23 protein-coding genes and 1 tRNA gene are annotated in these 26,247 nt (G+C 68.5%); 6 read left to right on the plus strand and 18 right to left on the minus strand.

What is annotated here, in order from left to right; all coding sequences use genetic code 11:
• Window positions 1-15: 15 nt before the first annotated feature.
• Window positions 16-1,086 carry a glycosyltransferase gene (locus SJY11_RS17120; RefSeq protein ID WP_376987973.1) on the minus strand — a complete coding sequence of 357 codons (1,071 nt, stop codon included), beginning with the start codon at window positions 1,084-1,086 and terminating at the stop codon, window positions 16-18.
• Window positions 1,087-1,210: 124 nt separating this feature from the next.
• Here SJY11_RS17120 and SJY11_RS17125 point away from each other — a divergent pair, with 124 nt between their 5' ends.
• A complete protein-coding gene (locus tag SJY11_RS17125) occupies window positions 1,211-2,074 on the plus strand; it encodes a DUF6492 family protein (protein ID WP_376987974.1) in 864 nt (287 codons plus the stop codon).
• A gap of 10 nt (window positions 2,075-2,084) precedes the next feature.
• Here the strand turns inward: SJY11_RS17125 and SJY11_RS17130 are convergent, their stop codons facing one another.
• Window positions 2,085-2,999 carry a glycosyltransferase family 2 protein gene (locus SJY11_RS17130; RefSeq protein ID WP_376987975.1) on the minus strand — a complete coding sequence of 305 codons (915 nt, stop codon included), beginning with the start codon at window positions 2,997-2,999 and terminating at the stop codon, window positions 2,085-2,087.
• 34 nt (window positions 3,000-3,033) lie between these two features.
• Window positions 3,034-4,395, minus strand: a complete 1,362-nt coding sequence (locus tag SJY11_RS17135) for an O-antigen ligase family protein (protein WP_376987976.1) — start codon at window positions 4,393-4,395, stop codon at window positions 3,034-3,036.
• A 318-nt stretch (window positions 4,396-4,713) separates the two neighbouring features.
• On the opposite strand from SJY11_RS17135, the gene SJY11_RS17140 reads away from it, so the two are divergent.
• Window positions 4,714-5,784: an endo-1,4-beta-xylanase gene (locus SJY11_RS17140; protein ID WP_376987977.1), complete on the plus strand. Its 1,071-nt coding sequence runs from the start codon at window positions 4,714-4,716 to the stop codon at window positions 5,782-5,784.
• 37 nt (window positions 5,785-5,821) lie between these two features.
• On the opposite strand, the gene SJY11_RS17145 is transcribed toward SJY11_RS17140, so the two are convergent.
• The 6 genes from SJY11_RS17145 to SJY11_RS17170 all read right to left on the minus strand — a co-directional run bounded on the left by SJY11_RS17145 (window position 5,822) and on the right by SJY11_RS17170 (window position 13,088).
• Window positions 5,822-7,516, minus strand: coding sequence for a hypothetical protein (locus tag SJY11_RS17145; RefSeq protein ID WP_376987978.1), 1,695 nt, complete (start codon window positions 7,514-7,516; stop codon window positions 5,822-5,824).
• A gap of 196 nt (window positions 7,517-7,712) precedes the next feature.
• Window positions 7,713-7,787, minus strand: a tRNA-Glu gene (locus tag SJY11_RS17150).
• A 130-nt stretch (window positions 7,788-7,917) separates the two neighbouring features.
• On the minus strand, window positions 7,918-9,720 hold the full coding sequence (gene recJ, locus SJY11_RS17155) for a single-stranded-DNA-specific exonuclease RecJ (RefSeq protein WP_376987979.1): 1,803 nt from the start codon (window positions 9,718-9,720) through the stop codon (window positions 7,918-7,920).
• A 127-nt stretch (window positions 9,721-9,847) separates the two neighbouring features.
• Window positions 9,848-10,846 (minus strand): class II fructose-bisphosphatase, encoded by a 999-nt coding sequence (gene glpX / locus SJY11_RS17160; RefSeq protein ID WP_376987980.1) that lies wholly within the window; start codon window positions 10,844-10,846, stop codon window positions 9,848-9,850.
• A 63-nt stretch (window positions 10,847-10,909) separates the two neighbouring features.
• Window positions 10,910-12,256, minus strand: a complete 1,347-nt coding sequence (locus tag SJY11_RS17165; RefSeq protein ID WP_376987981.1) for a homoserine dehydrogenase — start codon at window positions 12,254-12,256, stop codon at window positions 10,910-10,912.
• Between the two features lie 58 nt (window positions 12,257-12,314).
• The gene (locus SJY11_RS17170) at window positions 12,315-13,088 is read right to left on the minus strand and encodes a helix-turn-helix transcriptional regulator (RefSeq protein WP_376987982.1); all 774 of its coding nucleotides are present in this window, start codon (window positions 13,086-13,088) and stop codon (window positions 12,315-12,317) included.
• A gap of 52 nt (window positions 13,089-13,140) precedes the next feature.
• Here SJY11_RS17170 and SJY11_RS17175 point away from each other — a divergent pair, with 52 nt between their 5' ends.
• The gene (locus tag SJY11_RS17175) at window positions 13,141-13,677 is read left to right on the plus strand and encodes a peroxiredoxin-like family protein (protein WP_376989356.1); all 537 of its coding nucleotides are present in this window, start codon (window positions 13,141-13,143) and stop codon (window positions 13,675-13,677) included.
• 16 nt (window positions 13,678-13,693) lie between these two features.
• Here SJY11_RS17175 and SJY11_RS17180 read toward each other — a convergent pair whose 3' ends face one another.
• From SJY11_RS17180 to SJY11_RS17190, 3 genes are all read right to left on the minus strand, one after another.
• Window positions 13,694-14,125, minus strand: a complete 432-nt coding sequence (locus tag SJY11_RS17180; protein WP_376987983.1) for a hypothetical protein — start codon at window positions 14,123-14,125, stop codon at window positions 13,694-13,696.
• Between the two features lie 194 nt (window positions 14,126-14,319).
• Window positions 14,320-15,540, minus strand: a complete 1,221-nt coding sequence (locus tag SJY11_RS17185) for an LL-diaminopimelate aminotransferase (RefSeq protein ID WP_376987984.1) — start codon at window positions 15,538-15,540, stop codon at window positions 14,320-14,322.
• A gap of 210 nt (window positions 15,541-15,750) precedes the next feature.
• Window positions 15,751-16,206 carry a hypothetical protein gene (locus SJY11_RS17190; protein WP_376987985.1) on the minus strand — a complete coding sequence of 152 codons (456 nt, stop codon included), beginning with the start codon at window positions 16,204-16,206 and terminating at the stop codon, window positions 15,751-15,753.
• Window positions 16,207-16,375: 169 nt separating this feature from the next.
• On the opposite strand from SJY11_RS17190, the gene phaC reads away from it, so the two are divergent.
• Window positions 16,376-18,148, plus strand: a complete 1,773-nt coding sequence (gene phaC / locus SJY11_RS17195) for a class I poly(R)-hydroxyalkanoic acid synthase (protein WP_376989357.1) — start codon at window positions 16,376-16,378, stop codon at window positions 18,146-18,148.
• 102 nt (window positions 18,149-18,250) lie between these two features.
• Here phaC and SJY11_RS17200 read toward each other — a convergent pair whose 3' ends face one another.
• Window positions 18,251-19,588: an OmpP1/FadL family transporter gene (locus SJY11_RS17200; protein WP_376987986.1), complete on the minus strand. Its 1,338-nt coding sequence runs from the start codon at window positions 19,586-19,588 to the stop codon at window positions 18,251-18,253.
• 427 nt (window positions 19,589-20,015) lie between these two features.
• Between SJY11_RS17200 and SJY11_RS17205 the strand changes: the two genes are divergently transcribed.
• The gene (locus tag SJY11_RS17205) at window positions 20,016-20,864 is read left to right on the plus strand and encodes a fumarylacetoacetate hydrolase family protein (protein WP_326911838.1); all 849 of its coding nucleotides are present in this window, start codon (window positions 20,016-20,018) and stop codon (window positions 20,862-20,864) included.
• Window positions 20,865-20,936: 72 nt separating this feature from the next.
• Here the strand turns inward: SJY11_RS17205 and argC are convergent, their stop codons facing one another.
• Together argC and SJY11_RS17215 are read right to left on the minus strand one after the other, a co-directional pair.
• On the minus strand, window positions 20,937-21,872 hold the full coding sequence (gene argC, locus SJY11_RS17210; RefSeq protein ID WP_376987987.1) for an N-acetyl-gamma-glutamyl-phosphate reductase: 936 nt from the start codon (window positions 21,870-21,872) through the stop codon (window positions 20,937-20,939).
• A gap of 233 nt (window positions 21,873-22,105) precedes the next feature.
• A complete protein-coding gene (locus SJY11_RS17215; RefSeq protein ID WP_376987989.1) occupies window positions 22,106-22,990 on the minus strand; it encodes an alpha/beta fold hydrolase in 885 nt (294 codons plus the stop codon).
• A gap of 105 nt (window positions 22,991-23,095) precedes the next feature.
• Here SJY11_RS17215 and SJY11_RS17220 point away from each other — a divergent pair, with 105 nt between their 5' ends.
• Window positions 23,096-23,947 (plus strand): LysR family transcriptional regulator, encoded by an 852-nt coding sequence (locus SJY11_RS17220; protein ID WP_376987990.1) that lies wholly within the window; start codon window positions 23,096-23,098, stop codon window positions 23,945-23,947.
• Between the two features lie 93 nt (window positions 23,948-24,040).
• Here the strand turns inward: SJY11_RS17220 and speB are convergent, their stop codons facing one another.
• The 3 genes from speB to SJY11_RS17235 form a co-directional block, all read right to left on the minus strand.
• On the minus strand, window positions 24,041-24,997 hold the full coding sequence (gene speB, locus SJY11_RS17225) for an agmatinase (RefSeq protein WP_376987991.1): 957 nt from the start codon (window positions 24,995-24,997) through the stop codon (window positions 24,041-24,043).
• Window positions 24,998-25,013: 16 nt separating this feature from the next.
• Window positions 25,014-25,295 carry a hypothetical protein gene (locus SJY11_RS17230; RefSeq protein WP_376987992.1) on the minus strand — a complete coding sequence of 94 codons (282 nt, stop codon included), beginning with the start codon at window positions 25,293-25,295 and terminating at the stop codon, window positions 25,014-25,016.
• A 141-nt stretch (window positions 25,296-25,436) separates the two neighbouring features.
• Window positions 25,437-26,195, minus strand: coding sequence for an SDR family oxidoreductase (locus SJY11_RS17235; protein WP_376987993.1), 759 nt, complete (start codon window positions 26,193-26,195; stop codon window positions 25,437-25,439).
• Window positions 26,196-26,247 lie beyond the last annotated feature (52 nt).

Below are 26,247 nucleotides of genomic sequence, written 5' to 3' on the forward strand. Positions count from 1 at the left end.
GGGCCCCCGACGGCCTCAGGCACCTCGGCGAAGGGCGATGATGTCTGCGACGGCCTGCCACAGCCTGTCGAGCTCGGAGGTCAGGTCGATGGACGACGGCGCGTCATTGGTCGCGTTCAGGACGGCCTGCGCCAGACTGTCGGTGTCGGCGTCGATGTCGACCAGGCGAATGAGGCCCGTCTCGATCAGCTTGAGATAGAGGCCGTGGTGCTGCAGCGCATCGGCTGCGGCCGGTTCGTTGACGACGACGGGTTTGCCGAACAGGGCGGCGGCCAGCACGCTGGCGCGGCGCGAGGTCAGGCCCTCGGCGAAGACATAGCAGAAGACGTCGACCCGCTCGAAGAGGGCAAACAGCTCGGCCTCGTCGCCGACATAGCCGGTCACCAGCACGCGATCGGTCAGCCCGGTGGCCTGTACGCTCCCCCGGAAATCCGCCTCGACATCGTCGCTGCCCTTGATGAAGGAGCCGATGAAGACGGTGAAGACGTCATGGCCGCGCGCGATCAGCCGCTCCGCGACCTGCAGCACCGCCTTGGACTGCTTCTTCGGGTAGATCGAGCCGAACTGCGCGAGGATGATGCGGCCCTTGGCACGCTCCTCGTCGAGCCGCCGGCTCGCGGCCGAGGCGCACCGTTGCGGGGGCGCCCGAAGGTTCGGGGGGATCGGGATGACGTCGCGGTCGTCCGTCGCGACGCGCGACAGCGGGCTTCGGGCGAATTCGGTGGCGATCTCCGGCGCCGAGAAGACGATCCGGCTCGCCAGCGCCATGACCGGCGCCAGCACGAGCCTCCGCTTCCAGTCGAGTGCCGCCCATTCATGCAGGACGACCAGCACCTCCCTGCCGCGCAGCCGGGCGGCGAGCGCCGTCAGCGCCGGCCAGACGAGCTTCCGCTTCCAGGCGACGACCGGGAAACTCAGGATGATGCCGTCGACCGTGCGCAGCCGCGCCAGGAACCGGCCAAAGCCCTCGCCCAGGACCCAGGTCTCCGCGGGACCGGCCAGGCGCTGCGCCAACTGCCGCGCGAATTCCTCGACCCCGCAGGTCTCCGTCGCCGCCGAGCGGAGGATGAGATAACGCTTCGACATGCTCGGAAGGGCCGTCCGGTCCGGGAAGGGTGCAACGTCAAATTAGGATTGTCGCGTTAACGGATCGCCCTGTGGCGGCATCGCGGCGCTGGCGGGGCGAGGATCGCGCGGCAAGGGACGGCAGATGATCGGTGAGCTTTCCGTCGTGACGCCCAGCTATCACGGCGATCTCGAGCGGTGCAGGCTGCTCTGCGACACGATGGACCGTTTCTGCACGGGCTATGCCCGGCACTTCATCGTGGTGGACGACGCGGATTACGGGCTGTTTGCGCCGCTTGCCGGGCCGAAGCGCGAGGTGATCGCGACCTCGGCGCTGCTGCCGCGCTTCTGGACGGCCGGGCACTGGCGAGGGCGGCGCTATCTCTGGCGCCCCGGGCTCGGGCTGCCGATCTATGGCTGGCATCTCCAGCAACTGCGCAAATTCGCGCTGACGCTGTCCCAGCCGGCCGAGCGGGTCATCTGCATCGATTCCGACATCTGCTTCTGCCGCCCGGCGGACCTGTCGGGCCTCGCCACGGCCGCCCGCGTGCCGCTCTTCACCCGCTGGCGCGCGATCACTCCCGAACTGCCCCGCCATGTGCTCTGGCGGGACAACGCCCACAAGGCGCTGGGCCTCGTCACCCCGCCACTGCCGGGGGACGACTATATCGGGCCGATGATCACCTGGGACCGCATGACGGTTCGCGCCATGGCGGACCGGATCGAGGCGGTGAACGGCCGGCCCTGGTGGCAGGTCCTGGCCCGCCAACGCCACTTCTCGGAGTATCTGACCTATGGCGCCGCGGCCTCGAACGATCCGGCCCTCGAAGAGCGGCACGAGCGCGTCGAAACCTCGCCCTGCCTGACCTACTGGTCCGGCCCCGCGCTGGACGAAAGCGGCGTCCGCGACCTGATCGGGCAATTGCGGCCCGACCAGTTCGGCCTGACCATCCAGTCCCACACCCAGACATCCGTGGCGACGATCCGGGCGGCGTTGCTTAGCGGTTGAGCGGGGCTCGCTAGGTGGACGAACGGTAGGGCTTCGGCAGCAGGCCGAGGCTGGCGACGACGCGGCCGACCGGCATCAGCAGCGGATGGCTCGCCAGCAGGGGCGAACCGGTGCGCAGGAGCACACTGACGCCGCGCAGCATGCCGAGCCCGAGGCTGGCGGCGTTCTTCGCCAGCGCGACCGGCAGCGGCCGGTGCAGCCGGTCGATCATGTAGTTGATGCTGCCGGTGCGCAGCGAGCGCTTCATCAGGAACGAGGCGGTCGTCCGGCCGCTCGCAACGAACTCATGCGCCACCGCTTCCGCACACCACCAGGTCTCGAACCCGGCGAGCCGGCAGCGGGTGAAGAACTCCATGTCGCCGCCGCCGAGGAAATTGAAGCGGACGTCGAAGGGCGGCGCCGGCAGCCGCTCGAAGACGCGCCGCTGGATCAGGCAATTCCCAGAGCCGTGAAGTTGATCGATCCGGCGGGTCTCGCCGTCGATGGAGACAAAGAGCGGGTGCCGCATCACGGTGGCGTCGGGCTCGACCTCGAACTGGCGGATGACGGGCCCGCCGACGAGATCCGCGCCGCGATCGCGGGCGAGGCCGACCATCGCCTGCAGCCAGCCCGGCAGCGCGATCTCGTCGTCGTCGATCATCAAGAGGTAGGGCGCATCGGGATAGGTCGCGAGCGCGACCTCGAAGGCCCGGTTGATCGCATGGCAATTGCCCTGCCGGTGCTCGACGACGACCGTATGGAGCAGCGCGGTCGCACCGAGGACCTCGCTCGCCAGCGCCGCCCCGACCGGGTTGGCGCCGTCATTGTCGACGACCACGACCGCATAGCCGACATCGCCCTGCTGGGCCGCAACCGAGGCCAGCGTGCGCCGCAGCCAGTCCGGGCGACGAAAGGTCGGGATACAGATGACGGCTTCGACGGACATGGGGCGCTGCTGACGATCGATCATGAGAAGGTGCTCAGGCCGCCTTGCCATCCGGATCGGGTTGCGCACCGGAAGCGGGCCTGGTCCGTGCATAGGCCGACGGCTTCAAATTTCCGTAAGCGAGCATGCGCAGCCCGAAGACGGAGATCAGCATGGTGAACCAGACCGGACCGCGATTGTCGAAAAACGGGCTCTCGAGGCAGGACAGGAACAGCATGAAGAGCCAGCAGCGCATGAACAGCCGCGCGAGATCGGGATGCTGCGCGCGTTTGAAAGCCAGTCCGACATGGTGGCAGGGCAGGACGACGAGCCAGAGGATCATCATGACCAGCAGGGGAAAGCCGCCATTGATGACCTGGTCGAGATAGCCGTTATGGGCATTGGCCGCCGTCACCGCCCAGCTGGTGTCGGCCTCCTCGCCATAAACGAGCGAGTCCATCTGCCAGAAGCTCTGGAAGCCGTGCCCGAGCAGCGGCCGCTCCGCGATGGCGCCCAGCGCCAGCCGCCAGACCGAGGCCCTGTCCGTGAAGGTCGGGTCGATCCCCCAGGAGAGGAGCAGGTCCTGCGTCTCGCGCGAGACCGCGGCTGACAGCAGCAGGTAGTTCATCGCCGCGAGGCAGGCGAGCAGGAACACGACCCGCAGCGGCCCGATCCGTTCGAACAGCCAGGCCACGGCGAGGATCGCCGGGAGCATTGCGGCGGAGGTCTTGCCCCCTGCATTCAGCAGGAACACCCCGGCGCAGCCGACGATCAGCGCCCCCTGCCAGAACGCCCTCATCCGCATGAAGAACAGGCCGAAGAAGACCGCAAACACCATCGCGGCGGCGGCGACGTTCTTGTGGCCGAAATGCCCGCGCCAGGCGCCTGCGAGCTGATGCTCGAGCGCGTCGGAGCCCTGGTGGATGGCGCGCTGGGGCAAGGCGAAGACCCCGAGGAAGGCCAGCAGCACCGCCGTGAGCACGCAGATGCCGAGCAGCTTGCCGAACTGGTCGCTGTCGCGGGGGAGCAGCAGGACGCTGCTGGCGCACAGGCACACCAGCGCCGCGTAGACGATCCGCCGAAACGCGGTCGCGGGCACGTCGGAAAACAGGGCGGTGACCAAAAGCCAGCAGAAGATCACCGCGAGGGGGCCGAAGGAGCGCAGGACCAGCCCGCGGGCCGGGTGGTTCGCGAGCGCCAGGAAGACCAGACCCGCCAGCCCCACGACCATGATCTGGTTCATGACGTTCGACGAGGTGCCATAGGCCGTCAGCAGGCCCGAGGCATTCGGGTCGGGAAAGGGGGCGAGCCCGATCCAGAAGAAACAGAAGACGACGACGAGCAGCAGCGACGAGGCGCCGCCGCCTTCGCCACCGGTGACCGTCGCGGTCCGCGACGCGATGTGCGTCTCCGTCATCCGCGCGGGCCTGCCGCCGTCAGCCCTGCCGACGCGTGCCGGGAGCAGGACGTGCGAGCCCGGCCGACGCAAGCGGCGACATGCTCCGATCGCTCGTTGACAGCCTGTCTGCGGCCCATCGATCCCTGCCGGCGCTTTCGTCTGGCGCCGCTGTCAGGGGGAAACGGCAACGGACGCAACCGGGCACATCAGACGCCGATCGCGTTAAGTATGCCATAACGCGAAGCCGCACCCGGCGGCTTTCGCGCCGATTTCTGTGGTATTCCGGCGGCCGGGTTGCGGCGGGCCGCGCCGGTTCGTTCCCCGAGGGAGGCCGCGATGCGCAGGAGGCAGTTCGTCCTGGGAGGCCTGAGCGCCGGGCTTTGCGCCGGCGCGCTGCCGGCCCTGGCACGGCCCCCGGCCAAGACGGCGCCTCGGGCGGCGATCCCCTTCGGGGCGGCGATGCGGGTCGACCTGCTGCGCGACGATCCCGATTACCGCCGCGCCGTGCTCGAGCATTGCCAGGTGCTCGTCGGCGAGGGCGGCCTGAAATGGTTCGATCTGCGCCCTGCGGCGGACCGGTTCGTGTTCGACCATCCCGATCGCCTGCTCGCCTTCGCCGATGCCCATGGCATGCAGATGCGCGGCCACACCCTCGCCTGGTATGCCGGCATGCCGAAATGGACCGAGGCGATCACCACGAAACAGGCGGCGGAGCGGGCGCTCTACGAGCACATCGACACCGTCGTTGGGCGCTACAAGGGGCGCATCCCAAGCTGGGACGTCGTCAACGAGGCGATCAGCGACAATCCCGCCATCGACAAGCCGATGCGATCCTCGCTCTGGCAGGATCTGCTGGGCACGCAGCATATCGACATGGCGTTCCGCCGGACGGCGGCCGTCGACCCCAAGGTGCAGCTCGTGCTGAACGATTTCGGCTTCGAGAACCCGACCGGGCAATGCCGGGCGAAGCGGACAGCTTTCCTGCGGCTGGTCAAGGAGCTGAAGGACCGGGGTACGCCGCTGCACGCCATCGGCCTGCAGGGCCATCTGCCCGGCGAGAAGGAGATCGACCGCGAGGGTCTCTCGCGCTTCGTCTCCGAACTGCACGGTATGGGCCTGGCGATCCTGGTGACGGAGCTCGACGTCATCGACGACAAGCTGCCGCCCGACCCCGCCATCCGCGACGAGATCGTGGCGTCGCGCGCCCAGGCCTTCCTGCAGGCGATCGGCGATGTCGTCCGGCCCGAGGCGGTGCTGACCTGGGGCATCAGCGACAAGTTCACCTGGGTGCCGATCTGGTTCAGCCGCAAGGACGGATTGCCCAACCGTCCCCTGCCCCTCGACGCCAATTACCAGCCCAAGCCGCTGATGCGCGTGATCAAGGCCTTCACCGGCGCCAAGGCCTGATCGAAGGCCGCGGCCTGCCGCTGTGCCCGGAGCCGCGCTATCGCGGCTTCGGATAGAAATCCCAGCAGGGTGCCAGCGCGACGACCGGGCGACCGGCCAGTGCGGCGGCGTAGTGCCGGGCGATCGCGGCGCGCCCCGGTGTCACCGGGCATTTGGGGGCGAGGATCGCGTCCGTCTGCGCCAGCGCGGCCAGGACCTCGGCCGTGGGCGCCGGCAGGTTGCGCCCGGGCGTGATCCCGATCGGCACGCGCCGCGGGGCGCGGCGGTTGAGCAGCGCGTTGAACGGATCGACGAAATCGAGCGTGAAGACGCCGTTGAGCCGGCGCCCTTCGCGCGCCTCCCAGTCGCGCAGGGCCAGGAGTCCCTGCCGCACCTCGAGCAGCCAGGTCGCCTGGCTGTCGATTTCGGTGTGGAAGATCGCCGACGGCTCGTACCCCGCCTCGGCCAGGGCCCGGTAGGTGCCGGCATGGGCCGGATAGAGGTTGAGCATGAAGCCGGCGCGCTCCGCCAGCCCGCGCTTGAGGCTGACGCGGCCAAGCGGCCCGAGTTCCGGCACCGGCAGCGCGACGACACCCCCCCGCGTCCCGGCGAGCGCGCGCGCCCCGCGCTCGAGGCCGAGGAGCAGGCTGGGCAGGGCCACCGCCAGCGTCAGGATGAGGATCGCCGGCCTCGATCCGCCGATCCGCAGGCGCTCCTGCCGCAGCACGAGCAAGAGCACCGGCCAGAGCGCGACGAACTCCAGCGACCCGGTGTTCTGGGTTTCGAACAGGGCCAGCGCGAAGAGCGTGACCGCCAGCCAGCCGGCCGGCCCCTCGATCAGCCCGCGAGCCCTCTGGAGGAGAGACCCCGGCTCGCGCCAGCCGCTCCAGACGAGCAGCGCCAGCAGAGCCGCTGCCGGCAGCACGACGCCGAACTTGGCGGACGCCACCGTCAGCAGCCGCGGCAGCAGGGTCTCGCTGTTGAGGCTCAGCAGGGTCAGGATATCGGCCAGATAGGCCCTGATCAGGCCCGTCGCGAGATCGATGGCCGCGAGCGCGACAAGACAGGCCAGCGCGGCGAAGACAGCGTCCGCGAGCCGCAGGCGGCCAGCGAGCCAGGCGTATCCGACCAGGATCGCGCCGGCGACCGCGCCCGTCACCTTGGTCAGGACCAGCGCCAGCATGAAGGCCGCGACCAGCGCCGTCTTCGCCCGCGAGGACGGCCAGAACAGCAGCGCGGCGACGAGCCAGTAGAGCAGCAGCGCGGCGTGGCGGTTGTAGGTCCCGAAGCCATCGAGCCCGGGCGCGGGATAGAAGATGGCGAGATTGATCGGCAGGGCCGCGAAGACCAGGAACGGGACGACCAGCGCGAGCGCCAGCCCCTTCATGTCGCGATGCGCCAGCACGGCGAGCGCCAGCGGCAGGACGAGCGGCAGGATCGCCCAGTTCACCAGCAGCATCGGCTGCGCCTGCGGGAAGGCCCGGTGCAGCCACGCGCCGAGATAATAGCCCGCCGGCCCGACCGGGGCGAAGAAGTCGACGGACGGCATCTGGCCGATGCGGATGCGCTGGAACGCATCGAGATAGACGGCGACATCCCAATAGAAGGCGCCGAGCGGCAGCCGCAGCGGCATCGACAGGGCCAGCATCGCAGCGGCGGCGAACAGCGCGAGCAAGACCAGCGCCAGGAACCAGCCCGCCGCGCCGCCTGCGCCTCGTCCCTGCGCTCCGGGCGCGCTCGGCTGGGTCGTCATGTCGCTGAGCCGGTCCGGGTTGTTTCCGTGCGCAAACGGCGCGAATCGTTCCGTCTCGCGCGGTCGATCGTCGCCCTGCCGCGGTGTTGTCATGGCAGCGCGCTGGCTGTCAACGCGGCGCCGGGCGAGGCAGAACCCCGCTGCGTGCGGACCGGCAGACTGGAGATTGTGTGGAGCGGCGGCACCCATGAAGGGATGGCGCGACCTACGGGAGTCGAACCCGTCTCCCCAGCGTGAAAGGCTGGTGTCCTAACCGATAGACGAAGGTCGCGGGCTTCCGAACCGCGGGCGGTCCGTGTCGAAGCGGGGCGAGGTATAGTGGCAGGCTTGCGGCTCCGCAAGCGGGCGTTTCGGCTTTTCCCGGGTCGCGGCTGCGACATGCCGCCCCCGGCCATCGCGGTTCAGACGGGTTTCGCCAGGTCGAGGACGCGCAATTCCGCCTTCTCGTTGCCGCCCCAGCGGTTGAGGGTCAGGGTCGCGGCGAGATGGACGCTCTCGCCCCGCGCAGCCAGCAAGGCGCGCCCGAGCGGCTCCTGGGCGCAGCGAAAGGCGACCCCGCCCACGCTCGCGCCGTCGCCGCCCTTCAGCCTGACGCGGACATGGCCGCCGCTGCCGATCTCGACCGCATCGGTCAGGCGATGCGCGGGAAAGACGAAGACCGGCTCCGGGCTGCCCTGGCCGAAGGGGCCGGCCCTGGCGATTTCGGCCAGCAGCCGCGGCGTCGCGCCGCCGGCGCTGAGCGCGGCGTCGACGAGGAGGGCTTCCGATTCGACGGCCGCCGCGACCTCGCTTGCGAGCCGTTGCGCCAGGAAGGCGTGGAAGGTCGCATCCTGCCCCGGCGCGAGCGTGACGCCCGCCGCCATGGCATGGCCGCCGCCCTTGACCGCGAGCCCGGCCTCGACGGCGGCACGCACTGCGCGGCCGAGATCGACGCCGGCGACCGAGCGGCCCGAGCCGGTGGCGCCGCCTTCCCCGTTAATGGCGAGCGCGAAGGCCGGCTTGCGGAAGCGCTCCTTCAGCCGCGCCGCGACCAGGCCGACGATGCCGGGATGCCAGTCCGGCGAGCTCGCCAGCAGTACGGCCAGAGCGGGATCGCGCATCAGTGCATGGTCGGCCTGCGAGATCGCCTCGATCACGGCCTGGCGCTCGATCTCCTGGCGCTCCTGGTTCAGGCGATTGAGTTCGGCGGCGATGGTGCGGGCCTCGATCTCGTCGGCGGTGAGCAGCAGGCGAGCGCCGAGGCCCGCATCGCCGATGCGGCCGCCGGCATTGATGCGCGGCCCGAGCAGGAAGCCGAGATGCCAGGGCTGGACCGGCCCGTCGAGCCCGGCGACGTCCATCAGCGCCGCCAATCCCGGCCGGGCGCGCCCGCGCAGGATGGCGAGGCCCTGGCGCACGAAGGCGCGGTTGAGCCCGCGCAGGGGCACGACGTCGGCCACCGTCGCCAGCGCGACGAGGTTGAGCGCGGCGAGCAGGTCGGGCTCGCCCCCGCGCGAGGCCCAGGCGCCGCGGCGGCGCAGTTCGGCCCGCGTCGCCACCAGCGCCAGGAAGACGACGCCGGCAGCGCAGAGATGGCCGAGTCCCGACAGATCGTCCTGCCGGTTGGGATTGACCAGCGCCTCGACCTCCGGCAGCCGCTCCGGCGCCTGGTGATGGTCGAGCACGACGACATCGAGGCCGAGCCGCCTGGCCTCGGCCAGAGGCTCATGGCTGGTGGTCCCGCAATCGACCGTGACCAGCAGCGTCGCGCCTTCCGCCGCCAGCTGCCGGATCGCCTCGCTGTTGGGTCCGTAGCCTTCGATCAGGCGGTCGGGGATGTGGATGCGCGGACGGGCGCCCCCTTCCGTCAGGAAGCCCGCCAGCAGCGCCGCCGAGCAGGCGCCGTCGACGTCGTAATCGCCGAAGATCGCGACGCGCTCGCCGCTTTCGACCGCGCGGGCGAGCCGTGCCGCGGCGGGGCCCATGTCGATCAGCGTTCCCGGATCGGGCAGCAGATCGCGCAGCTTCGGCTCGAGGAAGGACTGCGCCTCGTTGGGCTCGACCCCGCGGCCGGCCAGGAGCCGCGCCAGGATGTCGGGAATGCCCTCGACCTGCGCCAGCACCTCGGCGCGGCCGAGCCCGGCGGCGTCGAGCCGGTCGCGCCAGGGCCGGCCCAGGGCGGAACGGGTGACGCCGAGAAAGGCACGCGGGGGGAAGAGACTCATGGGCGGAGGGCGTCGCGCAGGCGAGCCCTTTCGTCAACCGTGAGCCGGGGGCGACGGTCCGTCGGCCCCCAACGCAGAACGGCCGGCGAAGCCGGCCGTTCTGTCGCCGATCGTTATGGCCCCCGGCTCAGTCGAGCTTGAACTTCCCGAAGTCGCGGTGCTCGCCATGAATGCGGCGCACCGTGCCGGTGATCGAGCGATAGACGATGGTCTCGGTCTCGATGACGTCCTTGCCGAACTTCACGCCCTTGAGCATGCCGCCATCGGTGACGCCGGTGGCGCAGACGATGGTGTCGCCCGAGGCCATCTCCTCCATGCTGTATTTCTTGTTGGGGTCGGTGATGCCCATGGTCAGGGCGCGCGCCCGCTTCTCCTCGGTGTCGAGGATCAGGCGCCCCTGCATCTGGCCGCCGACGCAGCGCAAAGCCGCCGCCGCCAGCACGCCCTCGGGCGCGCCGCCGATGCCGAGATAGAGGTCGATGCCGGTCTTGTGCGGCTCCGTGCAGTAGATCACGCCGGCGACGTCGCCATCGGTGATCAGGCGGATCGAGCAGCCGGTCTTGCGGACCTCCTCGATCAGCCTGGCATGGCGCGGGCGGTCCATGATCAGCGTCGAGATCTCGCTCGGCTTGACGCCCTTGGCCTTGGCCAATGCATGGATGTTGTCGGTGGGCGACGCGTCGAGATCGACGACGCCGCGGGCATAGCCCGGGCCGATCGCGATCTTGTCCATGTAGACGTCAGGAGCGTTGAGCAGCTTGCCGGCTTCCGCCATCGCCATGACGGCGATCGAATCGGGCATGTCCTTGGCGCAGAGGGTCGTGCCCTCGAGCGGATCGACGGCGATATGGACCTTCGGCCCCTGGCGCGTGCCGACCTTCTCGCCGATGAAGAGCATCGGCGCCTCGTCGCGCTCGCCCTCGCCGATGACGATCTCGCCGTCGATCGGCAGGCGGTTCAACTCGCGGCGCATCGCGTCGACCGCCGCCTGGTCCGCCGCCTTCTCGTTGCCATGGCCGCGCAGACGGGCCGCCGAAACCGCCGCGCGCTCGGTGACGCGCACCAGTTCCATCGAGAGATAGCGCTCGATGATCTGGGAGGGGGCGATGCGAAGGTCTTCTGACATGAGCGGTTCCCTTTGGTTTTGCGGTCGGCGGCGAGCGGTCACGGCAATGACAACGCGAGCAGCCTACTCCCGTTCGATCCGGATGACTTGCGGCGGTTCGGCGATGTGGCCGTCGGCGGAAACCTGCTCGAGGGCGGAGCGGATCGCGGCCTCGCTCGTGGCGTAGGTGATCAGCACGACCGGCACCGGCGTGCCCGAGCGGCCGGCCGGGTCCTGCGCCGCGGCGGCGGCCGAGCGGCGCTGCACGATGCTCTCCAGCGAGATGTCGGCCTGGGCCATGCGGGTGGCGATGCCGGCCGCGGCGCCGGGGCGGTCGACCACCGAGAGGCGGACATAATAGCCGCCCTCATGGCGCTGCATCGGCGTGCGCGCCGCGGTCTCGAGCCGTGCCACCGGCAGGCCGAAAGGCAGCTCCGCCCTGCCGCGGGCGATGTCGGCGATATCGGCGACGACGGCCGACGCGGTGGGGTCGCCACCGGCGCCGGGGCCGACGAGGGTGAGTTCGCGCACCGCATCGGCATCGACCGTGACGGCGTTGAGCACGCCCATCACCTGCGCGATCGCCGACGACTTCGGCACCATGGTCGGGTGCACCCGCTGCTCGATGCCGGCCTTGGTCCGCTCGGCGACGCCGAGCAGCTTGATCCGGTAGCCGAGTTCGTCGGCCATCTTCAGGTTGAGCGGGGTGATCGAGGAAATGCCTTCGACATGAATCGCTTCGGCGTCGATCTTCGTGCCGAAGGCGAGGCTGGTCAGGATCGCGAGCTTGTGGGCGGTGTCGTAGCCCTCGACGTCGAAGGTCGGGTCGGCCTCGGCATAGCCCAGGCGCTGCGCGTCCTTCAGGCAGGCCTCGAAGGTCAGCCCCTCCATCTCCATGCGCGAGAGGATGTAGTTGCAGGTGCCGTTGAGGATTCCATAGAGCCGCGTCACATTGTTGCCGGCGAGCGCCTCGCGCAGCGTCTTGACGATCGGAATGCCGCCGGCCGCGGAGGCCTCGAAGGCGAGCGCGACGCCCTTCTCCTCCGCCAGCGTCGCGAGCGCGACGCCGTGATGGGCGAGCAGGGCCTTGTTGGCGGTGACGACCGATTTGCCGGCCGACAGCGCCGCCTCGACGGCGGCCTTGGCCGGCCCCTCGGAACCACCGACCAGTTCCACCAGGCAATCGATCTCGGGCGAGCGCGCGAGGGCGACGGGATCGTCGAACCAGGTCAGCCCGCCGAGATCGACGCCGCGATCACGGGTCCTGTCGCGGGCGCAGACGGCGGTGACGCGGATGGCGCGGCCGCAGCGCTCGCTCAGTGCATTCTCCTGCCGGCGCAGGATGCGCAGCACCGAGGCGCCGACGGTTCCCAGCCCGGCAAGGCCGATGCGGAGGGAGGTGGCGGGGGTTTGGGCAGAGGCGCTGGTCATGGCGGCGGCGTCGCATGAGGGGGCCGGCCGAGTCAACGGCGAAGCCTCGCCACTACCGTCACGAAGTCTGGTTCCGGGCAACGATGGGCGCGTGCCCGAATGCGCGCGCATAGGCCCGCGAGAACGCAGCGGCGCTGCCATAACCGACCTGCCGTGCCACGGTCTTGATCCGAGCACCCTTTTCCAATTCTCGCCGGCCGAGCGCGAGGCGCCAGCTATTCAGATACGCAATGGGCGTTGTGCCGACGATCCTTGCGAACAGTGTCATGAACTGGGTCCGCGAAATGCCACCCAATCCAGCCAAATCACCGCTACGCCATTGCCTTTCCGGATTTTGATGAATCGCGACCAGTGCCGGATAGAGATGAGGATGTCCAAGGGCCGCAAGGAGGCCGGCATCAGCCACGCCGCTCTCGATGGCATGGCGAAGGGCCATCAACAGGAGCAGACGGCCGAGATAGTCGGCAGCAAGCGGCGCGCCGCAGCGTCCGCCGCCGCATTCTCGCGCGAACGCATCGGCGACTGTCGCCAAGGCCGGATTATCATGCAGCGGCACCTTCATCATGTCGGGTAAAGCGCGCATCAAAGGGTTGACGAGGCTTTCGAAGTCGATGCGCGCCGAAGCCCGCACGCCCGGTCCAAGCTCGCAGCCGCCCCGGGCCGCGAGCACAAGCCAAGCCGAACCATCTGCGTCTTGACTGATCAGAAGATTGGCCGAGCGGCCGTCCGAAGCCGCCAGTGGCACCACTGACAGCGCGAACAGATGGAAGAATACCGACAGACGGTCCTGCGACTCCAGCGAACTCTCGATCACGTTTTTCGAACCTGCCATGATCGATAACCTGTCACGGTCGCAACCTCCTCACAAGCCATCGGAGTTCGAGATGCTCTATCCACGCCAGACTGCACCCGCCCTTGTCCTGGAGACGGTGGCTCATGGGTCGTTCGACCTCGCGACCCGTTCTCCCGAACGGTTCACGCTCATCTGTTTTTACCGTGGGCTGCATTGCCCGATCTGTGCCAACTATCTGAAGGAACTCGAAAGGCTGACGCCGGAGTTCGTGGCGCGCGGCGTCGAGACCATCGCGGTCAGCAGTGATGGCGCCGATCGTGCGGCGCTGATGGCAGAGAAGATCGGGGCGTCCCAATTGCCTGTCGGCTACGACCTCAGCCTCAGCGACGCACGCGACTGGGGCCTTTACATCTCCACATCGCGCGGAACCACATCGATCGGCATCGAAGAGCCGGCCTTGTTCTCCGAACCAGGCGTCTTCCTGCTTCGGCCGGACCGGACCGTGTACTATCTCTCCGTCCAATCAATGCCGTTCGTCCGGCCGAACTTCGCGGAGATGGTCCAGGCGCTCGATTTCGTCATCAAGAACGACTACCCGGCTCGCGGCCAATATACCGGGGCGATTTGACCACGGCAGGACGTGTTTAGTCGAACCGGCAGACGACCTCGGCCGCCAGGCGACGCAGCTTGCCCTCTCCAAAGGTCATGTGGATGCGCAGCAGATTGGTGCCGAAGGCGGTGATCTTGATGGTGCGCAGCGCTTCCAGCGTGTCCCCGTTCCAGGTCGTGGCGGACTCGTTGACGGGCGTCCAGAACCAGGGCCGCGGCGGTACGATCACGGCCTCGGCGAGGATTTTCTCAGCCGCCGCCTGCTCGATGCCCGGCGGCAGATGCCGGGAGACCACCTCCGTGGCGTCGCGGCCGCATTCGCGGGCGGTGGTCGCGGCGAGCACGTCCGAAATCAGCGGCGAGCTCGTCTCGGGCACGCGCCCCCGCGAGAAATCGAAGGTGCTGAGGAGGCAGACCAGCGCGAAGAGAACCACGCCACCGGCGAGCAGACGGCCTTTGCTGATCATCGCGCGTGGAAGCCCCATTCCGGACGGACACGTCCGTGGCGACGGGTTCCCATGTTTCGGGGTCGCGGTCCAGTCCAACGGCGCAGCCCTTACCGTCATTGCGAGGAGCGAAGCGACGAAGCAATCCAGGGGCCCTCGAGCCCTGCAGCTTCTGGATTGCTTCGCTGCGCTCGCAATGACGCGTTGCGCGCCCCCTACCCCGCCTTCGGCATCTGGATGACGTTGTGCAGTCGATCGTCGGCCGTCTTCAGGAAGCGGCCGACATTGCGGGCGGCCTGGCGGATGCGCTGCTCGTTTTCGACGATGGCGATGCGAACATAGTCGTCGCCATGCTCGCCGAAGCCGATGCCCGGCGCGACCGCGACCTCGGCCTTCTCGATCAGGAGCTTGGAGAACTCCAGCGAGCCGAGATGCCGGAACTTCTCGGGGATCGGCACCCAGGCGAACATCGAGGCCGCCGGCGCCGGGAACTCCCAGCCGGCCTTGCCGAAGCTCTCAACCAGCGCGTCGCGGCGCTTGCGGTAGATGTCGCGCATCTCGCGGATGCAGTCATCGGGACCGTTGAGGGCCGCCGCCGCCGCGACCTGGATCGGCGTGTAGGCGCCATAGTCGAGATAGGATTTCACGCGGGCGAGCGCCGCCAGAAGCCGCTCGTTGCCGACCGCGAAGCCCATGCGCCAGCCGGCCATGGAGAAGGTCTTGGACATCGAGGTGAACTCGACGGTGACGTCCATCGCGCCCGGGACCTGCAGCATCGAGGGCGGCGGGTCGTTCTCGTCGAAAAAAACCTCGGCATAGGCGAGGTCCGAGAGCAGGATCAGCTCGTGCTTCTTTGCGAAGGCGACAAGGTCCCGGTAGAAATCGAGCGAAGCGGTGTAGGCGGTCGGGTTGGCGGGATAGCAGGTGACGAGCGCGATCGGCTTGGGCACCGAATGGATCATCGCCCGCTCGAGCGCCGGGAAGAAGGCCGGCGTGGGCTCGGCCGGCACCGAACGGATCACGCCGCCTGCCATCAGGAAGCCGAAGGCGTGGATCGGGTAGCTCGGGTTGGGGACGAGCACGACGTCTCCCGGTCCGGTGATGGCCTGCGCCATGTTGGCGAAGCCCTCCTTCGACCCCAGCGTCGCGACGACCTGGGTGTCGGGGTTCAGCTTCACGCCGAAGCGGCGCTCATAATAATGCGCCTGGGCCCGGCGCAGGCCGCCGATGCCCTTGGAAGCCGAGTAGCGGTCGGTACGCGGCTTGCCGGCGGTTTCGACCAGCTTCTCGATGACATGCTTGGGCGCCGGCAGATCGGGATTGCCCATGCCGAGATCGACGATGTCGACGCCCTTGGCGCGTTCTGCGGCCTTGATCTTGTTGACCTGCTCGAAAACATAGGGCGGCAGGCGCTTGATGCGGTGAAAATCGGCCATTCGAACGGTTCCTTCGCCGGGCGGGCCGGCATCCTTGTCTTCGGGAGGACGTGCGGCGACACCCCAAACGGTGCCGGGCCCTCCCCTGGCGATTCAGATCGTTGCGCGCAGCGCGCCTCTCGCGGCATCTTTGGTCACGAGGAGACAAAAAACGCAAGATTCAATCGGCGCCGGACGCGAGGCGTCGATGGCGAGGTCACGCGGGCCTGCTCAGTTGGTCGGCAGCGTCGCGGGCTTGGGGGCGGGCGTGGACCCGAGCGTCTTGGCCTGGGTTCCGGCAGCCTCGTTGGCGGCGCGCTGGGCCTCGAGTTCGGCCTCGATCGCCTTGAACTCGGCGCGCGGCTTGCATGGCGGGGGCGGCTTGCGCGGCACGATCACGGGGCGGCCGAAGAGGTCGGTATCCGTTGCCGACGTCAATTCAACCGGGCCCGTATGCGCCTTGCACAAGGGTAACTCCGAAGACGAGGTGCCGACCGGCAGATAAGCCGTGTTCGCCGGCCGCGTTTCCTGCACGAAGGGCTTGGGCTCGGCGGCGGTGGTGGCTATCCCGGCCGCCTCGGCGACGCTCTTGCCGGCCTCGCCCGCGCAGCCCGCCGCGGCGAGCGCCCAGCCCGCGACCATCAGCATGGGCAGGAGCGGCGAGGACTGGTGTCGGGCTTGCGGCATGGGTCGATCCGGCGCGTTGCGGAATTCTCTTTGTAGTCGATATCCGTTACGTCCTTAATAGGACCAAAATGGGGAGCAGACAGCATCCCCAGAGAAGACGTGCGACGGGGAGAACGCGATGGACCGGCGAGCCGGGGAGACGTCCGGGGATACGACCGGCCCGGCCGAGATGCCGGCGCCCGATCTCGACGCCTTCGCCCAGAACATGAGCCGCCTCGTCGAGGAATACGGCAAGGTCACCGCCGCCTATCTCAAACCGATCGAGCGCGGCGAGGCCAAGGGCGGTCAGGCCGATGAGGCCAGCGAAATGGTCAAGACGCTGGGCCGCGTCGCCGAGAAATGGGTCTCCGACCCGCGCAAGATCATTGAGGCGCAGGCCTCGCTGACCGGCGATTTCCTGACCTTGTGGAGCACGATGCTCAAGCGGGCCAGCGGCGAGGAGGCGACGCCCGTCATCGAGCCGGACAAGCGCGACGGCCGCTTCGCCGACCCCGACTGGTCGGCCCATCCGATGTTCGACTTCGTCAAGCAGGCCTATCTGATCGGCTCACGCTGGGCCGAGACGATGGTCGACCAGGCCGAGGACCTCGATCCCCACACCCGCGAGAAGGCGCGCTTCTACGTCAAGCAGATCGCCAGCGCGCTCTCGCCCTCCAACTTCGTCGCGACGAATCCCGAACTGCTGCGCGAAACACTGAAGCAGAACGGCGAGAATCTGGTGCGCGGCATGAAGATGCTGGCCGAGGATATCGAGGCCGGCCGCGGCGAACTCAAGATCCGCCAGTCCGATCCGGGCGCCTTCAAGATCGGCGTCAACATCGCCTCGACGCCAGGCAAGGTCATTTTCCGCAACGATATCATCGAGTTGATCCAGTACGCGGCCGCGACCGATACCGTGCTGAAGCGCCCGCTCCTGATCGTGCCGCCCTGGATCAACAAGTTCTACATCCTCGATCTCAACGCCGAGAAGAGCTTCATCCGCTGGGCGGTCGCCCAGGGACTCACCGTGTTCTGCATCTCCTGGGTCAACCCGGACGAGCGGCACGCGGCGAAGGATTTCGAGAGCTACATGCGGGAGGGCATCTTCGCGGCGCTGGATGCGATCGAGCAGGCGACGGCTGAGAAGAAGGTCAGCGCCATCGGCTATTGCGTCGGCGGCACGCTGCTCGGCGTCACGCTGGCCTATATGGCGGCGATGAAGGACAAGCGCATCGACAGCGCCACCTTCTTCACCACCCAGGTCGATTTCGCGCAGGCCGGCGAACTGTCCGTCTTCGTCGACGAGGAGCAGATCCGGGCGGTCGAGGAGCAGATGACCAAGAGCGGCTATCTCGACGGCGCGCGCATGGCGGGTGCCTTCAACATGCTGAGGCCCAACGATCTGATCTGGTCCTATGCGGTCAACAACTACCTGAAGGGCAAGGCGCCGACGCCCTTTGACCTGCTGTACTGGAACTCGGATTCGACGCGGATGCCGGCGGCGAACCACTCCTTCTATCTGCGCAACTGCTATCTCGAGAACAAGCTCTCCAAGGGCGAGATGGTGATCGGCGGCCAGCGGCTCGATCTCAAGAAGGTGACGATCCCGATCTACAACCTCGCCACCCGCGAGGACCACATCGCCCCGGCCCGCTCGGTCTTCACCGGCTCGCAGTGCTTCGGCGGCCCGGTCGACTACATCGTCGCGGGCTCGGGCCATATCGCGGGCGTGGTCAACCCGCCCGGCAAGGTGAAGTACCAGTACTGGACCGGCGGCCCGCCGCGCGGGACCTATGAGGACTGGATCGGGGCGGCGCAGGAGCATCCGGGCTCCTGGTGGCCGCACTGGTTCTCCTGGGTCGAGGCGCAGGCGCCCAGGCGCGTCAAGGCGCGGGTGCCGGGAGCGGGCAAGCTGCCGGCGCTGGCCGATGCGCCGGGGACTTATGTGCTGAAGAAGGCCTGAACTCGGCCTGTCTGCCCTTCCCGACCTCGCCGCCCGGAAAACTCGCCAACAAAAAAGCCGGCCCGCAAGGGCCGGCTTTCGCGTGAGGCGCTGGTCGGCCGCTCAGAACTTGCGAATCGCCGGCTGAACCGGGATGGTCTGGGCCGGGTTGTCCCAGCGATAGGTCAGGCCGGCCGAGACGATGTGGATATAGGGCTTGGCCTCGGCGGCGAAGAAGACCGGGCCCTGCTGCGGATGGGTGCCGCCATAGTTCACCTTGGCCTTGTTCACATGGATGTAGGTGTAGCCGAGGTTGAGCTTGAGCTTCTCGGAGACCTGGTAGCTCGCACCCGCCGAGAGCCAGAGGCGGTCATTGTCCGAGATGAAGACGGTGCGGTTGGTGTCGTTCACCGGCGACAGCTCATAGGCGATACCGGCGCGCAGCGTCAGGTCGCGGTTGTACTTGTATTCGAGCGCGCCGCTGAAATACCAGCTGTCGTCATAGACGAAGTTCAGGCTCGAGATCGGCAGGCCGCTGATCTGGCTGACGATGGGGATGCGGCGGAAGCGGCTCCAGTTCGTCCATTCGACGCCGAGATGGGCCTGCCACTGGTCGTTGATGACCTGCGACACACCGAAGACCACCGAGTCCGGCAGGTTGAGATTGGCCTTGATCGGGGCGACGCCGGCGACCGTCGAGATCGTGCCCTCCAGCGTCTGGTGGATCGAGGAGCGGTAGGCGATACCGATCGTCGTGCCCTCGCGCGGCGTCAGCGTCGCACCGACGCGGAAGCCGAAGTCGATCGTGTCGCCCTTCAGGATCTGGTTCGGGGCGAACGGCCCGATCGCGGCCGGCAGGGTGGCGCCGGTGGCGTTCTTCAGGTTCGCCTTAAGGTACTGCACCTGGAAGGCCGCGCCGAAGGAGAGCCAGTCATTGACCTTGTAGCCGATCGTCGGCGAGACGTTGATCGTGCGTAGCGTGGCCGAGCGACCATAGACCTGGCCGGCATAGACCTGATTGTCGGCCTTGGAACGCAGGCCGAAAGGCGCGCCGGTGGTCAGGCCGACCCAGAACCGGTCGGTGAGCTGCCAGGCCGAATAGGAGGCCGGGATGAAGGCGCCGTCGCCGCCGATGTTGCCGGAGCCGTTCTGGATCGGGCTCAGCGGGCCCACCGGCGAGCCGAGCCGGGTCGCCGAGGTCGGGTCATAGGCGGCGCTGGCGTTGAGATAGGTGAAGTTCCACTGGCTGTTGCGGCCGGGGAACATGGTGATCGTCGCCGGGTTCCAGGCCATGGCGCCCATGCCGATGCCGCCCGAGGCCGCGCCGGCATAGGCCATGCCGAGGCCTTCCGCGCTCTGGCCGCTGCGGATCGCGAAGGAGCCGGCCTGGGCGACGCCGGCGGCGAGGAGCGCCGCCATCGAAACCGTGGCCACGGCGGCTGTGCGAACGATGCCCTTCATGGAATCCATCCCGTCTGACTGTTTCTTCGGGGCGCAAGGCCCCGCTCGAATCCGAGCATGCCGTGAGGCGGTTCCCGCCGCAATCCCGCCGCGAACGTGCCGTTTTCCCGCCTGCCCCGCTTTCTGACGCTTGGGCAACCGCGGAAATCACGCGAAATCGACGATAATTCATGTTGCCGGCTCCGCGCCGCCGTCAAAGATATCGTTTATATAAGAACTATCGCCGGTTTTTCGGTTTCTGGTTCGTATCGGAGCAATCCAGCCCAACAGAGAGGCAATCCGCTTTGACGGTGGGAGTGGCATTCCCGCAACATCCGGCCCGGCCGCTGGCCGCAGCCACGCCATGCGCGCGAATGGACTTGTCTTTCGGCCCGGCCTCTTGTCAGGATCGCGCCCCAATTAGATCGTTTGAAACGGGGGAAACGACGTGAAACTGCTACGCTTCGGAGCCGCGGGCGCCGAAAAGCCCGGTCTCCTCGACGCCAAGGGCGTCCTGCGCGACCTCTCGGGCACCATCCCCGACCTCGCCGGCAAGGCCCTGACGTCCAGCTCGCTGGCGAAAATTCGGGCGATCGATCCCGAGACGCTGCCCAAGGTCGACGGCGCGCCGCGCATCGGCGCCTGCGTCGGCGATGTCCGCAACTTCATCGCGGTCGGCCTCAACTTCGCCGACCACGCGGCCGAGACCGGCGCCGAGATCCCGAAGGAGCCGATTCTCTTCAACAAGGCGCCGAACTGCATCGTCGGCCCGAATGACGACGTCATCATCCCCAAGGGCTCGAAGAAGACGGACTGGGAGGTCGAGCTCGCCATCGTCATCGGCGACGGCGGCTCCTACATCCCGGAAGACAAGGCCATGGCCGCGATCGCGGGCTTCGCCGTCTGCAACGACGTCTCGGAGCGCGAGTTCCAGATCGAGCGTGGCGGCCAGTGGGCCAAGGGCAAGGGCTGCCCGACCTTCGGCCCGCTCGGCCCCTGGCTGGTGACGACGGACGAGGTCAAGGACGTCCAGAACCTCGCCATGTGGCTCGAAGTCGATGGCGAGCGCGTCCAAAACGGCTCGAGCAAGACGATGATCTTCGGCTGCGCCTATCTCGTCCACTATATCAGCCAGTTCATGCGGCTGGATCCGGGCGATGTCATCACCACCGGCACGCCGCCCGGCGTCGGTCTCGGCTTCAAGCCGCCGCGCTTCCTGAAGGGCGGCGAGGTCGTCAAGCTCGGTATCGAGGGCCTCGGCGAGCAGCAGCAGCACTTCAAGGCCTATCAGGGCTGAGACGCCCCTCCTCAATTGGAAAAGGGCCGCTCGCGCGGCCCTTTTTTGTTAGCACCGCCCGAGGGCGCCGGCTCACTTCTCCGGCAGGCCGAGCATCAGCCGGATGTTCTGCACGGCGGCGCCCGACGCACCCTTGCCGAGATTGTCGAGCCGCGCGACCAGCACGGCCTGGCGCAGATCGTCGTCGCCGAAGACCCGCAATTCCAGCTTGTTGGTGTCGTTGAGCGCCTGCGGCTCGAGCTTGCCGCCGGCCTGCGCTGCAGGCACGACCGAGACATAGGTTGAGCCGGCGTAATGCTCGGCCAGCGCATCGGCGAGATCGGCCGCCTTGGGCTTGCCCGGCAGCGTGTCGAGATGCAGCGGCACCGAGACCAGCATGCCCTGCCGGAAATTCCCGACGGAGGGGATGAAAATCGGCCGCCGCGACAGCCGGGCATATTGCTGCAGCTCGGGCAGGTGCTTGTGCTTGAGGCCGAGCCCATAGAGCTCGAAGGCCGGCGCCGTGCCGGCCTCATAGGCCTCGATCATGCTCTTTCCGCCGCCCGAATAGCCCGACACCGCATTGATCGTGACGGGATGGTCCTGCGGGATGAAGCCGGCATCGACCAGAGGCCGCAGCAGCGCGATGCCGCCGGTGGGATAGCAGCCGGGGTTCGAGACGCGGGTGGCCTTGGCGATGGTGGCGGCGTGGCCGTGTTCCAGCTCGGCGAAGCCGTAGACCCAGTCGGGCGCGACGCGATAGGCGGTCGAGGCGTCGACGATCTTGGGGGACTTAGCCCCCAGCGCGTCGGCGAGCGCGACCAATTCCTTGGCGGCGTCGTCGGGCAGGCAGAGCACGACGAGATCGACCTGCGCCATCATCTCCTGGCGAGCAGTTGGGTCCTTGCGCTTCTCGGGATCGATGCTGCGGACGACGACGCCCGCCATCGCCGCCAGGCGATCGCGGATGCCGAGCCCGGTGGTTCCGGCTTCGCCGTCGATGAAGATGGATTTCGGGTTCTGGCTCATCGGACCCTCGCAAGGCGTCTGGGGGATCGGCTCAAGATGCTTGGCCGGCTTCGGGCATAAAAAAACCGCGCTCCGGGCGCGGTCGCGGACAGTCGGGCTGCAGGCCGAGCGTCATCGCGGTCGCGCAAGGGCGGCCGGTGCGGTGCGACGTCGGGACAGGCTCATGGTCATGAGCGGGATATGAGGGAGGGAGGCAGCGCTGTCAATGTCCGGGATGGGGCGCGGCCCCGGGGTTAGCTGCCGAGGAAGGGAACGAGTTCGGCGAGCACGAGATCCGGCCGCTGCCGCTGCGGAAAATGACCGACGCCGTCCAGGAGCACGCGGCGGTAGCCGGCCGCGAACAGCGCCTCCTTGCCCAACGAGGTCGCCGGCTCGTTGCAGGGATCGCTGCCGCCATGGAGCGTCAGCGTCGGCACATGGATGACAGGTTCGCCCGCGATGCGGCGCTCGATCGCGTCGAAGGCCTCGTGACCTGGGGCATGGCCCCAGCGAACCCGGTAGGAATGCAGGGTGATCGCGGCCCAGTCGGGATTGTCGAACGAGGTCGCCGTCGCGGCGAAGTCGGGCTCCGGCACGGTCCATCCCGGATTCCAGATCGTCCAGATGTGGCGTGTCAGGGCGAGCCGCTCGTCCTCGACGAGCCTTGCGCCGCGTTCGGTCGCCATCAGCCAGTGATACCAGTAGTTCTGCATCTGCTGCAGCGACAGCGGCTGGTCGGCGGCCTGGGTGCCCCAGCCGACCGACAGGGCCGCGCAATGGGTGATGCGGTCGGGCGCCAGCACGCTCGCCATATACGCGGCACGCGCGCCCCAGTCATGACCGACGACGGCAAACCGGGCGAGCCCGAGCGTTTCTGCGAGATCGAGCAGATCGAGGGCGAGCGTGACGAGTTGGCCTGATCGCTGCGCCACGCCGGCCCTGAACCGCGTCGGGCCAAAGCCGCGCAGAAAAGGGACATAGGTGCGCCACCCGGCCGCGTGCAGCGCCGGCGTGACTCGGTCCCAGGTCCGGGCGTCGTCCGGCCAGCCATGCAGCAGGATCACCGGCTGGCCGTCCTCGGGGCCCGTCACGTCACAGGCGATCGAGAGGGTCGGGGTATCGACGACGAAGGACGGCATGATCACTCGGCTCCCAGGGCACCCGGGAAGCCTTATGTCGCCGCCATGAAACGTGAAAATGGATTATGGATTGCCTAGTAAGTGATTTTCGCGATAGTCAGCGACATGTTCGATCCCGTCCTTCTGCGCAGTTTCCTGGCCGTTCTGGACCAGGGCGGGTTCACCAAGGCGAGCCACCAGTTGCACGCCACCCAATCGACCGTCAGCGGCCATCTGCGCCGGCTCGAGGCGCAGGCGGGCCATCGCCTGATCGCGCGCCGTCGCGGCGGCAGCGTCGCCGCGACGGCGGCCGGGGAACGTTTCGCCGAGGATGCCCGCTCGATCCTGCGCCTGCATGAGGCCGCGGCCTTTCGCCTGGCCGAGAGGCAGCTGGCCGGGACCGTCAGGCTCGGCATGTCGGACGACTTCGCGAGCGGGCGCGGGTTCACGGCGCTGCTGGCCGCGTTTGCACAGTCCCATCCGTCGGTCGAACTGCGCGTCGATGTCGCCAGCAGCCGGTCCCTGCTGGCGATGGTGGCCGATGGCGGCCTCGATTTCGCCCTGACCAAGCGGCCGGCCGACGATGGCGGCGGCGAGCTGCTCGCAAGGCACGAGGTCGTGTGGGTGGCAGGGCGCAAAGCCGTGCCGGCATCCCCCTGGCGGCTGGTGCTGTTCCCCGACCCCTGTGCCTATCGCGATCTCGCGCTCTCGGCCCTCCAGGCCGCCGGCGCGGACTGGACCATCAGCTATACGACGCCGAGCCTGGGCGGCCTGAAGGCGGCTCTCACTGCGGGTCTGGGCGTCGCACCGCTGGCGAGCGACCTGATCTGCGATGATCTGCGACCTGTGGCGGACGCCGTGGGTCTTCCGGCGCTGGGCAAGGTCGCCCTGTTCCTGCATGCATGCGAGCCCGATCGTTCGCCGACGACGAAGCACTTCGCCGAGTTGCTGCGGCGCCATTTCTCCCGCGAGGGATGAGCGGCTGCCGCTGTGCCGGGCGCATCGTCGGGCGCCGCGGGCGCACCGGCGCGGATGGCCAAAAAACCGTGCCGTCGCGGGCACGGGTCCGATTCAACCGGCCTTCTTCAGCGCCAGCGCCTGGATGTGGTGCTGCACCAGGGTCGAGCCGGCGATCGCGGTGATGTCCGCATGGTCGTAAGGAGGCGAGACCTCGACGAGGTCCATGCCGCGGATGTCGAGGTCGCGCAGGCCCCAGACCAGGCGCAGCGCCTGCTCGGCCGACAGCCCGCCCGAGACCGGCGTGCCCGTGCCCGGCGCGAAGGCGGGGTCGAGCGCGTCGATGTCGAAGGTGAGATAGGCCGGTCCCTCCCCGACCCGCTCGCGGATCCGCGCGAGCGTTCCCGCCACACCGCGTTCGTGGACGGTGTAGGCGTCGAGGATTTCGATGCCGCCATCGCGCGGCGCGACGGTGCGGATGCCGATCTGGATCGAGCGCTCGACGTCGATCAGCCCCTCGCGCACCGCCTCCAGCACGAAGGAGCCGTGGCCGATGGCGCCGACGCCGTCATCCCAGGTGTCCTGATGCGCGTCGAACTGGATCAGCGCGAGCCGGCCATGGCGGGCGACTTGGGCGCGCAGCAGCGGCAGCGTGACGAAATGGTCGCCGCCCAGCGTCACCAGATGCGCGCCGGAGGCGAGGATGCCGGCGGCTTCCCTCTCGATGGCGCGGGCGCAGCCCGGCAGGTCGCCGCGCGGCAGCAGGCAGTCGCCATAATCGACCGCCGTCAGATGCGCGAAGGGATCGAGGCCGGAGGGGTATTGCGGGTCGCCGTCGAAGATCGCGCTGGCGCGGCGCAGCGCCTGCGGGCCGAAGCGGGCGCCGGGCCGGTTCGTCACGGCGAGATCGAAAGGCACGCCCCAGATCACGAGATCGCAGCCGGCGACGTCCTTGCCATAGCGCCGCCGCATGAAGGACAGCGCTCCGGCATAGGTCGGGTCGGCCGCGCCGCCGCGGCGCTCGCCGGTGAAGGCGTGGTCGATCGAACCCGGACCGGCCTGCTCGGTCATCGCGACGCTCCCCTCATCACGGGCGGCGCCCCACCAGCCAGACATAGAGGCACCAGGGCAGGATCAGGGCGAGGCCCGAGAGCACCAGCCGCAGCGTCGTCCAGGCCACCGGGTTCCGCAGCGCACGCCCATCCAGCTCCGGGACGCCATGAATCAGACCGAGCGCGATGGCCGGCGCCAGGAAGATGACAAGCGCATTGGCGATGCGTCGCCCGCGCGGAAGATCGCGGCGGGCCAGCGCGAGCAGGGCGGGCACGGCGACCATGCCGAAGGCGATGAGGATCAGGAGGACGCGCATGGGGCGATTTAGCACGAAGCGGCAGAGACGCCAGCGAGACAGCGGCACCCTGCCGTCATTCTCGGGCGCAGCGAAGCGCAGACCCGAGAATCTCTTGCAAGAGATGGTCGGGTCAAGCCCGACCATGACGCGCACGCTGTCCTACCGCCCGCCGCCGACGCGCAGGATCGAGCCGACGACATAGGACGCCGCCTCCGACAGGGCGAAGAGCACGACCTCCGCGACCTCGTCGGGCTGGGCGGCGCGCCTGAGCGGGATCGAGGGCGCGATGCGGGCGACGCGGCCGGGCTCGCCCGAGGACAGAGCGTGGATCTCCGTTTCGGTCATGCCCGGCGCCACCGCATTGACCCGGATGCCGGCGGGCGCCAGCTCCTTCGCCATGCCCAGCGTCAGGGAGTCGATCGCGCCCTTGGAGGCCGCATACCAGACGAACTCGTCGGGCGAACCGAGCCCGGCCGCGATCGAGGAGATGTTGACGATGGCCCTGCCCTTCGCGTCGCGATTGGCGAGCAGCGCACGCGTCGCCTCGCGCGCCACCAGGATCGCGCCGGTGACGTTGACGTCGATGCAGGTGCGGATGGTCTGCGGGTCGGCCTCGGCGAGCTTGCTCCCCGGGCCGGTGATGCCGGCATTGTTGACGACATGGGTGAGCGGGCCCAGCGCCGCCTGCGCTTCCGCGAAGACGCGGGCGATGTCGTCCTGCACGGCCATGTCGCCCTGCAGCGCGACCGCCTTCGCTTCGGCCGCCTCGCAGGCCGCGACGACCTCGGCGGCGGCCTTTGCCGCGCTCTGGTAGTTCACCGCGACGTCATAGCCGCGCTGAGCGGCCATCACGCAGATGGCGGCGCCGATGCCCCGGCTGCCGCCGGTGACGAGGAGAACGGATCGGGCGGCGGTCATGGTGTCTCTCCTCGAGCGGTGCCGAACCCGTCATTGCGAGCGCAGCGAAGCA

Origin of the sequence: Allobosea sp. R86505 (assembly GCF_042466375.1) — a bacterium.
GTDB lineage: Bacteria > Pseudomonadota > Alphaproteobacteria > Rhizobiales > Beijerinckiaceae > Allobosea.

Excerpts from the sequence above, each read along its gene's own strand:
- SJY11_RS17185 (WP_376987984.1), bottom strand. The coding sequence starts at position 15,540 with ATGGCCGATTTTCACCGCATCAAGCGCCTGCCGCCCTATGTTTTCGAG.
- SJY11_RS17180 (WP_376987983.1), bottom strand. The coding sequence starts at position 14,125 with ATGATCAGCAAAGGCCGTCTGCTCGCCGGTGGCGTGGTTCTCTTCGCG.
- SJY11_RS17125 (WP_376987974.1), top strand. The coding sequence starts at position 1,211 with ATGATCGGTGAGCTTTCCGTCGTGACGCCCAGCTATCACGGCGATCTC.
- SJY11_RS17170 (WP_376987982.1), bottom strand. The coding sequence starts at position 13,088 with ATGGCAGGTTCGAAAAACGTGATCGAGAGTTCGCTGGAGTCGCAGGAC.
- SJY11_RS17215 (WP_376987989.1), bottom strand. The coding sequence starts at position 22,990 with ATGCCGTCCTTCGTCGTCGATACCCCGACCCTCTCGATCGCCTGTGAC.
- SJY11_RS17130 (WP_376987975.1), bottom strand. The coding sequence starts at position 2,999 with ATGTCCGTCGAAGCCGTCATCTGTATCCCGACCTTTCGTCGCCCGGAC.
- glpX (WP_376987980.1), bottom strand. The coding sequence starts at position 10,846 with ATGTCAGAAGACCTTCGCATCGCCCCCTCCCAGATCATCGAGCGCTAT.
- SJY11_RS17200 (WP_376987986.1), bottom strand. The coding sequence starts at position 19,588 with ATGAAGGGCATCGTTCGCACAGCCGCCGTGGCCACGGTTTCGATGGCG.
- recJ (WP_376987979.1), bottom strand. The coding sequence starts at position 9,720 with ATGAGTCTCTTCCCCCCGCGTGCCTTTCTCGGCGTCACCCGTTCCGCC.
- speB (WP_376987991.1), bottom strand. The coding sequence starts at position 24,997 with ATGACCGAGCAGGCCGGTCCGGGTTCGATCGACCACGCCTTCACCGGC.
- phaC (WP_376989357.1), top strand. The coding sequence starts at position 16,376 with ATGCCGGCGCCCGATCTCGACGCCTTCGCCCAGAACATGAGCCGCCTC.
- SJY11_RS17190 (WP_376987985.1), bottom strand. The coding sequence starts at position 16,206 with ATGCCGCAAGCCCGACACCAGTCCTCGCCGCTCCTGCCCATGCTGATG.
- SJY11_RS17220 (WP_376987990.1), top strand. The coding sequence starts at position 23,096 with ATGTTCGATCCCGTCCTTCTGCGCAGTTTCCTGGCCGTTCTGGACCAG.
- SJY11_RS17235 (WP_376987993.1), bottom strand. The coding sequence starts at position 26,195 with ATGACCGCCGCCCGATCCGTTCTCCTCGTCACCGGCGGCAGCCGGGGC.
- SJY11_RS17135 (WP_376987976.1), bottom strand. The coding sequence starts at position 4,395 with ATGACGGAGACGCACATCGCGTCGCGGACCGCGACGGTCACCGGTGGC.
- SJY11_RS17175 (WP_376989356.1), top strand. The coding sequence starts at position 13,141 with ATGCTCTATCCACGCCAGACTGCACCCGCCCTTGTCCTGGAGACGGTG.
- SJY11_RS17120 (WP_376987973.1), bottom strand. The coding sequence starts at position 1,086 with ATGTCGAAGCGTTATCTCATCCTCCGCTCGGCGGCGACGGAGACCTGC.
- SJY11_RS17140 (WP_376987977.1), top strand. The coding sequence starts at position 4,714 with ATGCGCAGGAGGCAGTTCGTCCTGGGAGGCCTGAGCGCCGGGCTTTGC.
- SJY11_RS17165 (WP_376987981.1), bottom strand. The coding sequence starts at position 12,256 with ATGACCAGCGCCTCTGCCCAAACCCCCGCCACCTCCCTCCGCATCGGC.
- SJY11_RS17145 (WP_376987978.1), bottom strand. The coding sequence starts at position 7,516 with ATGACGACCCAGCCGAGCGCGCCCGGAGCGCAGGGACGAGGCGCAGGC.
- argC (WP_376987987.1), bottom strand. The coding sequence starts at position 21,872 with ATGAGCCAGAACCCGAAATCCATCTTCATCGACGGCGAAGCCGGAACC.
- SJY11_RS17230 (WP_376987992.1), bottom strand. The coding sequence starts at position 25,295 with ATGCGCGTCCTCCTGATCCTCATCGCCTTCGGCATGGTCGCCGTGCCC.